Here is a 12,566-nt window from a genome sequence, read left to right as displayed (position 1 = left end):
CCTTCGGCTCCTATGCGGGCGGTGCTGCCGGGTTGGCCTGTTCCCTGCGCTCCTGCGCAGCGGATTGCAGCGGAGCAAACAGCGACTCATCCATACGGTCCGGAGGCGGGAGCTTCCGGGTGACCGGATCAAGCAGCCACAGCACTCCGATCAGCAGGACGATCAGGCCGCTGCCCGCTATGATGGAGGAGCTGGCCAGGAGGAGCCCCAGACTGCCGCCAATCAGGCTTCCCAGCGGGCTTGCAATCCCGCTTAGCCCATTCGAAGCGGCAAATACGGTAGCCATATGCTGCTGCGGGATCGTCTTCTGAATCACCGTGTTGATAATGACATTGGTAATTCCGCCCGGGAACCAGGCTAATCCATAGGTCAATACAACCAGCCAGGTCCATGGCGTGAACACGCTAAGTGCCCAGGCCGCCCCCATGACAAAGAACGCGACGCCGTAAATTACCCCAAGCCTGAACTTCTCCAGCTTCAGGTATGGCGCCGCCAGTGCGCCAAGCAAACTGCCGCAGGCTTGCGCCATCAGAAGAATGCCATAGATACCGGCCCCGCCGAGACTGTCGGCGAATGCGGGCATGACGGTGAACGTCGCTCCGCCCACCGCGTTAATCATAATCATGCCAAGCAGAACACGGGCTAGCGGCGAGCCGAGGAGGAAACGCAGTCCGAAGCGCATATCCTCCATATAGGATTTGAATGAATCGGTGCTCGTTGAAGTGGCTGTGCTGTCTTTGACCTGCGTTTCCCTTGATGTTGTTAGATCATTGTTAGAAGAACTAGAAGCACTGTGAATGTGAAGCTGCGCGAACAGAACCGCGCCGATGAAGAAACCGACAGCGTTCCACAGATACAGGGAAACCGCGCCCAGCAGGATAATCAATCCGCCCGAAATCGCATTGCAGGCCACATCGATGCCTTGGTAAGCCAGCGTGAATAACGAGTTGCCTTGTGTCAGCTGCTTTTTGTCCAGGATTTTCGGTAATGCGGACATTTGGGCGGGATAGACCCACATGTTAAGTGTGCTCATGATCGGCGTGATGGTCAGCACCAGCCCTACGGTAAGAAACCCCATATAGTGAGCTGCAGGAACGATCAGGAGCAGCCCGGCCTGAATCAGCTGTGTGTATACGAGCAGCCCTCGAAGCGGAACGCGGTCAATGAGCGGGCCGGAGAAAATCTGAATGATCCGGGGCAGGATGGACAGAAACCCGGCCAACCCTGTGTACAGGGTCGAGCCGCCCAGATCATACACGAGCCACATGGCAGCAACGGCATACAAGCTGTCTCCAATATTGGTCAGGATGCGGCCGATAAACAGCAGCAAAAAATTGCGGTTTTTCAATATATTCATCGTTCAGAACTCTCCTGTTCACTGTATATTCAGACAAAAGAAGTCGGCGCTGTGCTCATCTTAATGAGGCCGAGCCGCCGGAAAAACCGCATCATTGCTAATATTGAAGAAGCGGCCTCTATTGGGAGGATGCTTCTTCGATCGAAACGACATTAACGCCGATGGCATATTCCTTGCTGTCTTGCCCTTTTGTGGCCATCGTTTGGTTCACCCATTTTTCCAGAAGGAGCTTAAACTCCCGGGTCATTTCCTCATGCTGCTCCTCTGTCAACTGCAAGCGCAGCTGCATCTTCGTGCTGGAAGCCGCATTATAGCTGTCAGACAGAACGGGATCGACCAGTTCCTTACTGGATGTATTGAACCACTTCCCCTTCGACTTGTAATATTTCTCCACGATCCCGCCAACCGTCCGCGTATCCACCAGCTCGATCAGCCCGCCGTCGTACAGCTTCTGAATGTGGTAATGAATGCTTCCCGGTGACTCCCCGAGTTCATCAGCTACCTGCTTAGCCGTTTTGGGGATGTCGACAAGACAGCCGATAATTTTCACGCGCTGGGCGCTGCCGAGCAATTTAGCCTGTTCCACCGTAATGTCAAACATTTGATTCGGATTCTGCTCCATCAAGATCACTCCGTTCTTAGTATAGGGGCGGTTCTAATTTCGTTGTTCAATCTGTATTTGTGGTTTGTTCCACTATTGTAGTTCGTTCTAATTTTCTAGATCGATGTGATAATAATAAACCACCTATTCCCATTTGTAAATAGGCGGCTCCAAAAATTCTTTATACTCGCATATATATCTTCATGTTCACGCTTGCTTGGGCACGGCAATTCCATGCATAATCATCTGAACCGTCTGATCGATTTCCGCTTGATCATCCCAGTCCAGCTCGGGCAGCAGGAGATTGCGAACGATTAGATAGCCGAAGATCGCTGAAGCGGTCAGGCGAATGATCGTGAGAGGCGGGGCATCAATCAGCTCCCCTTTTTCTTGATAATGCTCAACCACCTGCGTGAATCGGGTGATGACCTTCGTTCCAATATGCTCTTTAAACAGGGCCTTTAGCTCCGGTTGAAAGGGAATTTCCTGAATCAGAATTTTAAACAACAGCATGTTCTTGGAAAGGAACCTGATCCGGTTCTCGATCATCGCCCTCAAAAAGTCTTCAAAGGAAGCATGCTTTTCATTAAGAACCTTTTCCATATCTTTAATGACAAAAGGAGCAATAAATTTCTTCAGCATCGGCTCGATAATGGAATAAAGCAAATCCTTTTTCGTTTTGTAATGGCGGAAAATCGTTCCCTCCGCAACCCCGGCGCTTTTGGCGATTTCGCTTGTCGAGGTCGAGGCGTACCCTTTTTCGGCAAACGACTGGATCGCAGCCAGAATGATTTTCTTCTGCTTCTCTGTAAGCTCGTCACTCTGTTCAAAAATTTCTTCAATAAGATTGTCCGGACCGTTCATCGTAAACTCCTTCATTCCATAGTACCTTTATTGTAATGGATTATAGCCACAGATGCTAAATCTTTCGGTACTTCCGCAAAGCCGCGATATTCAGGAACATGAACAATACCGAGAAACCGAGGAGCATTAAAATGTCCATATAGGTATCCCCCCACCCGTACCCGCGGATCATCACATTCCGCAGCGCCTCGGCAGCGTAATAGAGCGGTGTAAACGGGCCGATCCAGTTGAGCCAATCAGAGATCGTCTCCAAATTAAACAGTCCGGAGAAAAAGATTTGTGGAACGATGACAATGGGGATAAACTGAATCATTTGCAGTTCATTATTGGCAAAGGCCGATAGCAAAATTCCCAAGGTTAATGCGGTGAGAGAAAGGACCAGCGTGATCACAAGCACGTCAATGAAATGCCCCTCCATCAGCATCCCCAGCACATAAATAGCATAGGAGGCAATAAGCGCAGCTTGAATCATCGTAAAGATCCCGAACCCGACAATATAGCCGGCAACAATTTCCCATTTTCGCAAAGGGCTCGATAACAGCCGCTCCAGCGTCCCGGTGGTTCGTTCTCTTAAAAAGGATACTCCCGCAATTAAAAAGACAAAAAAGAAAATAAAGAAGCCTAACAATACGGGCCCAAAATAATCGAATTGACTCATCTCTGCCGAACCGTGGATGAATGTCATCTCCAGATTCGTTGAACCTCCCGGTTGCAACGGGGCCACGGCCTGTTGAATCCACCGGATGACAGCGCCGTTCACATTCGGATCGCTGCCTTCCAGCACAACGGAGGGGGAACCATGGTCAAACCTAATATAACCGTCGATCCTCCGCTTCTCGATATCTTGATTGGCTTGCCCGGCATCGGTGTATTTCGTAATGTCAGCACCGCTCTGGTCCAGTTGCGCCTCCACCGCGTCAGGAATCTGAATGAGACCTACCTTCGGAACATAATCCCCACCGTTAAACACAAGATGAAGCATCGTTAAAATCGCAATCGGAGCAAATATCAGCAATCCGAGTGTTCGCCTATCCCGCATAATCTGTCTTAAAATACGGATCACCAGCGCTTGTATTCTCATGCCTTCACCCCTCCATAAGCCAGAAATGCTTCTTCAATCGAGGAAGAATGGGTCTGCGCCTTTAACTGCTCGGGTGTCCCCACAGCGATTAACCCGCCGTCCCGAATCAAAGCGAGCCTGTGGCATTTCTCGGCTTCTCCCATGACATGCGTCGTAATAATCATCGACGTTCCTTTATCATTTAATTCGTAAAAGGTATCCCAGATTCTTTTTCGCAGGACCGGATCAATTCCAACCGTCGGTTCATCGAGAATTAAGAGCTCCGGCTCGTGGAGCAAGGCAATCGCAAGTGATAACCTTCGTTTCATGCCTCCTGAATAATGGTGAATGGATTTATTCAGATGCTCGGTAAGCTCGACAATGCTCATCACATGATCGATTCTTCGCTGCAGCGCCTTTCCTTTCAACCCGAAGAGAGCACCGAAAAACTCAAGGTTTTCCTTCGCGGTCAGCTCGCCATACAGTGCATCCGACTGGGCCATATAACCAATTTGCGCCATCAATTTTAACGAAGGCATTTTTTGTTGAAAAAGATACGTGTCCCCCTCATTAGGCACTTCCAAACCGGTCAGCATTTTTACCAACGTGCTCTTTCCCGCTCCCGATGGCCCTAGCAGGCCAAAGATTTCCCCCTTGTAAATATTTAAGGAAATTTGGCTCAGCACCTCCTGCTTCCCATACGCTTTCGATACCTGGTTGATCGATACAATCTTCTCATGGACATCATCGACATGCATTTTGTCACCCTCTTTTCATGGAATGAGTGATTACTCACTTTAATTATAAATCAACATGTGACACATGTAAAGTGAGTACTCACTCTTATAATGCCTAAATTGTTATATTTTCTAAGAACTTCACTTTGGGACTCCTGATCATGAAAAAAAGGCACAACCCGACGGATCAGGTTGTACCTCGTTTAGGCAAACATTGCCTTCGATAATTATATTTTCCCTCTACATGGTGAAGATATCAGGAATGGTCTTCCGGAGGCTCCTTCGGAACCAGCTTGAAAATATCGCCGTCGACAAAAGTATCTATCAATCGATCCAGCCAACGGTAATACGCCTCAGCCTCCCGCATTTTCGCACGATCTGCCTGAAGCACAGCATGCAGCTCTTCATCGTCCTCATGCTCCTTCATCAGCTTCTCGATCTCCTCGAGCGCCTTGCGAAGGACCAGAATATTGCTCTCTACGGATTTCCGCCATTTAATATCAAAGTAATCGGCAAAGGTTTGGTACCAATCGTACTCCACCTCGTACAGATCCTTGCGGGAGCCTTTCTCCCATACCTTGTTTACCATTTTATAATCGAGCAGCGTACGCACGCCTGTACTCATGCTCGTTTTGCTCATCCTCATTTCCTGTCCCATCTCATCGAGATTCATCGGTTTGTCAGCAAAGAATAACAGACCGTACAAATGTCCCGTTGAGATCGAGATGCCGTACAAATCCATGTTGCGTCCGATATTTTCAATCACGCGCTTGCGGATTTTTTGCACGGCTGCCTGCCGAACCTCATCTAAATGGTACAAGCCCATGCTTGCAGCCTCCTCTTTCAGTGACCATCCAAGAAGTAGTGACAAAAGCGACAAATCCCTTGATACAGGCAGTATCTCCTGTACGTGACAGATTCTCCTCCAGCTAATCACACTTTCTCTTGTCTTATTGTAGGTAAAGCCATTTTAAAAGTAAAGAACTCCATTCAGGAGGATATCGGAGCATCTTGGAGTTATCTCAAGGATAACTTTGTACAGTTTTTTCTGTACGTACTTTACGTACGGATATAACGTTTGATACTTTACGAATCGATTGTTACAATGAATTCCATGGGTTTACAGTCGCGGGTCCATACTCATATGACCGGGACGAATACGGATATAGGATGGCCATATGACTCATTTCAATTCGACAGATCAACGTACTGACATCGTGACGTACGCTGCTATCCATATAAAAAGGAGGAGTACTTTTGGCTATTTTGCAAGTAAAACAAGTTAGCAAATTGTTCGGGCCACATGCCGAGCAAGGGCTGGAGCTGCTGGAGCAAGGCTTTAGCAAAGCCCGTTTAGCAAAAGAAAAAAACATTACGGTCGGGGTGAACCGAGTCAGCTTCGATATTCAGCAAGGCGAAATTTTTGTCATTATGGGGCTATCAGGGAGCGGCAAGTCTACCCTTGTCCGTTTGCTAAATCGGTTGATCGAACCGACATCGGGAGAAATTCTTATTCACGGCAAAGATTTGAGAAAGATGAACAAGGAGCAGCTGCGCGAGGTTCGGCGCAAGAAGATCAGCATGGTGTTCCAGAAATTCGCCCTGTTCCCGCACCGGACGGTGATTGACAATGTGGAGTACGGGCTCGAGATCCAGAAAGTCGATAAAAAGCTGCGGCGTGATAAAGCGATGACCGCTCTGGAGCTTGTAGGTCTGAAGGGCTGGGAGGACAAAATGCCTCACGAGCTTAGCGGCGGCATGCAGCAGCGCGTCGGGCTCGCCAGAGCGCTCGCCAATGATCCGGAGATTCTGCTCATGGACGAAGCGTTCAGCGCACTTGACCCGCTTATTCGCCGGGATATGCAGGATGAGCTGATTGAGCTTCAGGACAAAATGAAGAAAACGATCGTGTTCATCACCCATGACCTGGACGAGGCGCTCCGAATCGGAGACCGCATCGCCCTTATGAAGGATGGCGCTGTCGTGCAGATCGGCACGCCTGAGGAAATTCTGACCCAGCCGGCCAACGATTATGTAGAACGCTTCGTAGAAGACGTCGATCTGTCCAAGGTGCTGACAGCCGCCCATGTCATGCGTCGTCCGGAAACCATCACGCCGGATCGCGGACCGCGGGTTGCGCTGGAGCTGATGCGTGAACGCGGCATCTCCAACCTGTTTGTCATTGACCGCACGAAGAAGATGCTCGGTGTCATTACCGCCGAAGACGCTTCGGACGCGATGCGCAACAATCGCAAACTGGAAGACATTCTCGTCACGGACGGCCCGAAGGTTGGACCGGATACATTACTGAATGAACTGTTTGAAATCACCAGCTTGTCCAAGGTTCCACTGGCGGTTGTGGACGACAACGGCCGACTTCTCGGCGTGATCGTGCGCGGAGCCGTTCTTGGCGCCTTGGCTGGCGAAAGCAAGAGTGAGGAGGTGAAGCAAGATGCCTAAAATCCCGCTCGCAAGCTGGATTGAATCACTCGTTGATTGGATGGGGACTTACCTCGCCGGATTATTTGATACGATTGCATTCATTATTCAAAAGGTTGTTGGATTCTTCAATTATGTATTCATGCTGCCGCATCCTTATCTGTTCATTCTGATTCTGGCGGTGCTTGCTTGGTTCCTGGGTCGACTGCCGCTGACGCTGTTCACGGCCATCGGGTTCCTCGTCATTGATAATCTGGGCTACTGGTCCCAGACGATGAGCACGCTCAGTCTGGTCATTACATCGGCCTTGATATCCGTACTGCTCGGTGTGCCGCTAGGCATTCTGACCGCCTACAGCAAGACCGCATCACGCATCTTGATTCCGATTCTGGACTTTATGCAGACGATGCCGGCGTTCGTATATTTGCTGCCTGCGGTTACATTCTTCAGCCTGGGCGTGGTACCGGGCGTGATCGCATCCGTTATCTTCGCGATTCCGCCAACCATTCGCCTGACCCGTCTTGGCATTATGCAAGTATCCGGCGAACTGACCGAGGCCGCAGACGCCTTCGGCTCCACATCGGCGCAGAAGCTGTTCAAGGTTCAGCTGCCGCTGGCACTGCCAACCTTGATGGCAGGGATTAACCAGACGATCATGCTGTCCCTGTCGATGGTCGTCATCGCCTCCATGATCGGTGCGCAAGGTATTGGCGCCGAGGTGTATCGCGCAGTTACCCAGCTGCAGATTGGTAAAGGGTTTGAAGCCGGCCTGGCTGTCGTCATCTTGGCGATTGTGCTGGACCGCTTTACACAAAATATATTTAAATCTAAAAAAAGGGGTGCTTAAGCATGAAAAAAACGAAGCTTTGGCTGATGTTTAGCCTTGTCGCCGTCTTGATGCTGTCCGCATGTAACAGCGGAACTAACAGTGATCAGGGCAACAACGGAGGAACGGGTGAGGGAGAGTCTTCCGCTTCTGTCGGATCTCAAGTGAATCATCAAATCATCGGTATTGATCCAGGCGCAGGTATTATGAAAGCAACCGCTACCGCTATCGAGGAATACGGTCTGAGCGACTGGACGCTTGTGGAAGGCTCCGGTGCTGCGATGACAGCTACGCTGGATAAAGCGATCAAGAATGAAGAGCCCATCATCATTACAGGCTGGACACCACACTGGATGTTCGCCAAGTATGATCTGAAATATTTGGAGGATCCAAAGCTGGTCTATGGTGAAGCCGAAGAAATCCATACCGTGGTTCGTCTCGGCCTTCAAGAGGACCAGCCGGAAGCCTATCAGTTCCTGAGCAACTTCAAATGGACTTCCGATGAGATGGGCGAAATTATGACAGCTATCCAAGAAGGACAGGACCCTGAGGAAGCCGCTCGCGCTTGGGCGGAAGCCAACAGCGACCGGGTGGACGAATGGACTGAAGGCGTGAATCCTGTAGACGGTACAGAGTTCAAATTCAGCTATGTCGCTTGGGATTCCGAAATTGCAAGCACCAACCTGCTGAAAGTGATTATGGAAGACAGACTTGGCTTTAAAGTAACGGCCCTTCAGGTCGAAGCCGGCCCAATGTGGACGGGTGTTGCCAACGCCGATGTGGACGCTACGGTTGCCGCATGGCTGCCGCTGACGCACGCCGACTACTGGAATCAATTCCAGGATCAAGTTGAAGACCTTGGCGCCAACATGGAAGGTGTAAAAACCGGCCTGGTCGTTCCAGCTTATATGGACATTACCTCGATTGAGGATCTTGCCAACTAACAGCATCGAAGATTGTTCCATCTAATAAACGCCCCGATCCTTTCTGCCTGTGCAGAAGGATCGGGGCGTTTTCAGGCATTCGCCTGTCTATCTTCTTTCAGGTGTTTCGGCGTGCCTATTCAGACCGAGGCCCGTTCGATCAGCTCAAAATCCAGCTCATGGCGGACAGGTGCGGTCTGGGTGCCTTCAATGTGCTCATGCAATATCGCAAAGGCCATCTCCCCCATCTGCAGCAGCTGATTATCGATGGTGGTGAGTCCAAGCATCCGGCCTATCGGATGATTGTCAAAGCCGATCACAGCCAGCTCCTTCGGAATGCTAACCCCCCGCCGCTCCGCTTCATATATCAGTCCGGCCGCAACGTGATCCCCCGTCACCAGCAGGGCGCTGGGGCGCTCCTTCATGACGAACAATCGCTCCATAATCGCTGCCCCGTCTTCAATATCCAAACACCGGTCCAGTATCCATTCCTTGCGATAAGGCTCTCCCAGCTCCTCCAGCATCTCCCGGTAAGCAATAAGCCTCGCCTCCGTGCTCGGACTGTCCATTCTCCCCACCGTAAAGCCGATATGCCGATGGCCCTTGCGGATCAGATACCGAATCGCCTTTCGAAACGCTTCGGTATGGTTGATATACACGGATGAGAATCGCCTCTCTCCGGCATCCTGACAGCATACGACCGGCCCATACGCACAGTATGCCTCAATCTCTGTCGGAGAAATGGAGGATGACAGCACCACGATGCCGTCCACCTCGCGGTTTCGCAGCATATCCAGCGCTTCCCGCTCCTTATCCTGGCTGTACCCCGTCTGGCACAAAATAAGCCGGTAGCTGGCCGATAACGCTCCTTTCCCCACCCCTTCCATCAAGGCGGAAAAGTAAACATGGTTGACAAACGGCAGCATAATCGCGATATTCATCGTCCTGCCTGTGATCAGGTGGACGGCATTCATGTTTCTGGCATACTTCAACTGCTTTATCGTATCCATAACTCGATTACGCTTCTCTTCACTCACGTAGGGGTGATTGTTCAGCACCCGCGATACGGTTGACACCGACACCCCTGCCTGTCTGGCAATCTCTTTAATATTCGCCATCGTCCGTCATAAGCCCCTTTCACCGCTGACTTCCATGTCTGCATACTACCATGAATGCGAAGCGATGTTCAAAACCTTCCGCAACATGTCACACAAAAAGCTTGCTCTGAAATGCGTTTCATCCTGTATGTTAAAGCTGCGGGGCTCTTCTGCATGTCAGCGTGACCACCAGGGCGTGATGGCATGCAGAAGAGCCCCCGTTTGTACCGACTGAAATTTCCGTAACCTCCATGAAACTTAGACTCTCTCTCCGCGTATAATCACAACAAAAGGAGCTGATGGATTTGGAAACATTCGGAAGAGGCTGCCTCTATATTATCGTGGGCATGATCTTGCTACTGCTGGTGGCTATTCTGTTGCAGACATCGATTCATATTCCCTGGTTCATTTTTATTCCGCTCGTGATCATAGCATTTGTTATCGCGGCCAATCGAAGCAACAAGAATAAGGACGATTAACCCGAAAAAAAACAACCGTCCCTCGCCACAAAAGGCAAGGCCACGATTGTTCCTGTCACATTCAACCTGATGAGTTACAAAAAGATCAACAGCAAGGTTCCCGCCAAGAAGCAGTAGTACGCAAAGTATTTCAGATTGCCGCGGGCCATAATGTTCATCAGCCATTTCATGGCAAAATACGTACATATCAACGTAGCTACAAATGCGATAAGATAAGGCACAAACAGTGTCGAGCGTTCAGGATCGCCCATAATATCCGACACACCAAGCACCGCACCGCCGAGACTGACCGGGATGTACAGCATGAAGGCAAAGCGCAGCGCGGTATCCTGTTTCATGCCGACAGCAATCGAGGCAATGACGGTAGCACCCGAGCGGCTGATGCCCGGTATAAGCGCTACGGCCTGCGCCAAACCGACGATAGCCGCGTCCTTCACCGACAGATCCCCGTCCCGCTTGCGGCCGCGAAGGTTCCGGATCAGCCATAGCGCAACCCCGGTGAACAAGAGCGCAATTGCCACGGTATGTACGGAGGAAAATACAGCTTCAATCTGCTCTTTGAACAGCAGTCCGATCACCATCGCCGGGATCGTACCGATCACGATATACAGCACAAACATAAAATCCGATCTGTACTCGGCCTTGCGCGTCCGCAAGAAAGCGAGTCCGTTCACAATCAATCGAGCGATGTCTTTGCGATAAATAAACAGGATGGCTGCAAGCGAAGCCGTATTCGTCAATATTTCAAATGACAACCCGTTCTGCTCCATACCCATCAACCGCTGGGCAATGATAACATGCCCGCTGGAGGATACCGGAATCGGCTCCGTCACCCCCTGAATAATGCCTAGCACGAGATACTTTAACCACAATATTAAATCTTCCATAGTTCTCCCACTCTATCTTATGATCATTTTTACATTCCAATCTATCATATCGTAAATCATAGGGAAGGGGCAAACCCGGATCGATTTCAGTCCGGAGAGCAAGGGTACCATCACGTTAGCGAATGCGGTATTTCTCGAATTCCGGGAACGGATGGAAAGTGACGGCAACCGGCTCGAACCCGCGCTCTGACCGGTCATACTCGAACTCAAAATCTCCGATATAATTCGCGAATCCAATATTAGCGGCAGCTTCGGCCGTCAGCTTCCCGCCGTCCACATCGTAATAGATAACCCCGCCAACACCGACCTGGCTGTTATAATGATCGCCCGGCTCAACATCCGGAATTCGGAACGACCATGCCTGTGGCGTCTCCCCTTTAAGCTTCACGTCAATAACCAGCTCCGAGCCTTCCAGGGTGATGCGGGATTCAATCCATTCATCGGCCGCCTGCTCTGCAGACAACACCGGAATCTCTTGACCGTCCAGCGGATCTACCACATGAATTTCTTCCATGTGCAGCCCTGTGCCAGTCCCGGTCGTGAATATGACAACAACCTCCGGCTGGCCGTCCCCGTCCACATCTTCCGCATGCAGCACCGGTTCATAACTCGGCAGCCTAGGCGCCTGCCAATCGTAGGAATAGCGGGCAGCTCCGGCCTCCAGAATGAAGCCTCTGTAATTCTGTCTGTCCTTCAAGGCAGCATACAGCTTGTAGCTGCTGTCCTCTGCGGTCGCCAGCGGTTCCTTCGGTTCCCGGACGCTGATGCTGACCGATCCCGATGTAATTGTCACATCCTCGATAGAACGATACGTTACTTCTGCCCCGGTCAACGATGAGAGGGAATCGACCGGAATGTACACATGCCCTTGCCGAAGCAGTACCGGTGCATCAAGCTGAAACAAAGCTTCGCCCTGCACAGTTACCTCTCTACTGCCGCTTTTGAGGATAACTACTCCGTCCGGTGCATCAAGCTGCAAGCTTTTCTCCGCATTATCCCAACGGAAAGTATACGGATAGTACGTCCCCATCACCCTTGCCGGGACATATAAAATATCACCGGAATAAAAAGGATACCCTGGCGAAGGAACAGCTTCCCCGTCCACAATCACGATTGGGGCTGCCTCATCCTGCGCTTGCACGCGGTCCTGAAGCAGCTGGCTCATAATGACGATAAGCAGTAAAGCGGTAATGCCTGCGATGATGTACGATTTCAATGTCTGATTCCCCCCATGAATAAGCTGCTTCTTCAATTATAAGGGGAGAAAAATCGCTTTACATTACTTGATTGTAACAA

Annotated in this window: 13 protein-coding genes; 4 read left to right on the top strand and 9 right to left on the bottom strand. The window is 50.6% G+C overall.

The annotated features are described in order from the left end of the window. Positions 1-10: 10 nt before the first annotated feature. The 6 genes from MKX64_RS15180 to MKX64_RS15155 form a co-directional block, all read right to left on the bottom strand. Complete coding sequence (locus MKX64_RS15180; RefSeq protein WP_155618819.1) at positions 11-1,357, bottom strand: MFS transporter; 1,347 nt, start codon at positions 1,355-1,357, stop codon at positions 11-13. Between the two features lie 118 nt (positions 1,358-1,475). Beyond that, a complete protein-coding gene (locus MKX64_RS15175) occupies positions 1,476-1,979 on the bottom strand; it encodes a winged helix-turn-helix domain-containing protein (RefSeq protein WP_176475649.1) in 504 nt (167 codons plus the stop codon). Between the two features lie 186 nt (positions 1,980-2,165). Beyond that, a complete protein-coding gene (locus tag MKX64_RS15170) occupies positions 2,166-2,822 on the bottom strand; it encodes a TetR/AcrR family transcriptional regulator (protein ID WP_341036477.1) in 657 nt (218 codons plus the stop codon). A 55-nt stretch (positions 2,823-2,877) separates the two neighbouring features. Then, positions 2,878-3,903: an ABC transporter permease gene (locus MKX64_RS15165; protein WP_095264800.1), complete on the bottom strand. Its 1,026-nt coding sequence runs from the start codon at positions 3,901-3,903 to the stop codon at positions 2,878-2,880. Next, positions 3,900-4,640 (bottom strand): ABC transporter ATP-binding protein, encoded by a 741-nt coding sequence (locus tag MKX64_RS15160; protein WP_341036475.1) that lies wholly within the window; start codon positions 4,638-4,640, stop codon positions 3,900-3,902. Before MKX64_RS15160 ends, MKX64_RS15165 begins: the two co-directional genes overlap by 4 nt. Before the next feature lie 235 nt (positions 4,641-4,875). Further along, positions 4,876-5,445, bottom strand: a complete 570-nt coding sequence (locus MKX64_RS15155; RefSeq protein ID WP_095264798.1) for a GbsR/MarR family transcriptional regulator — start codon at positions 5,443-5,445, stop codon at positions 4,876-4,878. A gap of 431 nt (positions 5,446-5,876) precedes the next feature. On the opposite strand from MKX64_RS15155, the gene MKX64_RS15150 reads away from it, so the two are divergent. From MKX64_RS15150 to MKX64_RS15140, 3 genes are read left to right on the top strand one after another with little or no spacing between them, the layout of a single operon-like run. Beyond that, positions 5,877-7,079, top strand: coding sequence for a quaternary amine ABC transporter ATP-binding protein (locus MKX64_RS15150; protein WP_095264797.1), 1,203 nt, complete (start codon positions 5,877-5,879; stop codon positions 7,077-7,079). Beyond that, positions 7,072-7,905 carry an ABC transporter permease gene (locus tag MKX64_RS15145; protein WP_095264796.1) on the top strand — a complete coding sequence of 278 codons (834 nt, stop codon included), beginning with the start codon at positions 7,072-7,074 and terminating at the stop codon, positions 7,903-7,905. Before MKX64_RS15150 ends, MKX64_RS15145 begins: the two co-directional genes overlap by 8 nt. Positions 7,906-7,907: 2 nt before the next feature. Further along, entirely contained in the window at positions 7,908-8,828 is a 921-nt protein-coding gene (locus MKX64_RS15140) for a glycine betaine ABC transporter substrate-binding protein (RefSeq protein WP_155618817.1), read from the top strand. Between the two features lie 119 nt (positions 8,829-8,947). Here the strand turns inward: MKX64_RS15140 and MKX64_RS15135 are convergent, their stop codons facing one another. Next, positions 8,948-9,925 (bottom strand): LacI family DNA-binding transcriptional regulator, encoded by a 978-nt coding sequence (locus tag MKX64_RS15135; RefSeq protein ID WP_095399286.1) that lies wholly within the window; start codon positions 9,923-9,925, stop codon positions 8,948-8,950. Positions 9,926-10,209: 284 nt separating this feature from the next. On the opposite strand from MKX64_RS15135, the gene MKX64_RS15130 reads away from it, so the two are divergent. Beyond that, positions 10,210-10,383, top strand: a complete 174-nt coding sequence (locus tag MKX64_RS15130) for a hypothetical protein (protein WP_176475650.1) — start codon at positions 10,210-10,212, stop codon at positions 10,381-10,383. A gap of 74 nt (positions 10,384-10,457) precedes the next feature. On the opposite strand, the gene MKX64_RS15125 is transcribed toward MKX64_RS15130, so the two are convergent. Further along, the gene (locus MKX64_RS15125; RefSeq protein ID WP_095264793.1) at positions 10,458-11,270 is read right to left on the bottom strand and encodes an undecaprenyl-diphosphate phosphatase; all 813 of its coding nucleotides are present in this window, start codon (positions 11,268-11,270) and stop codon (positions 10,458-10,460) included. 115 nt (positions 11,271-11,385) lie between these two features. Further along, complete coding sequence (locus MKX64_RS15120; RefSeq protein WP_341036468.1) at positions 11,386-12,486, bottom strand: copper amine oxidase N-terminal domain-containing protein; 1,101 nt, start codon at positions 12,484-12,486, stop codon at positions 11,386-11,388. Between the last annotated feature and the right edge of the window lie 80 nt (positions 12,487-12,566).

This window comes from Paenibacillus sp. FSL M8-0334 (assembly GCF_038000405.1).
GTDB lineage: Bacteria > Bacillota > Bacilli > Paenibacillales > Paenibacillaceae > Paenibacillus_AQ > Paenibacillus_AQ campinasensis.
This window is presented reverse-complemented; position numbering and strand designations above follow the sequence as displayed.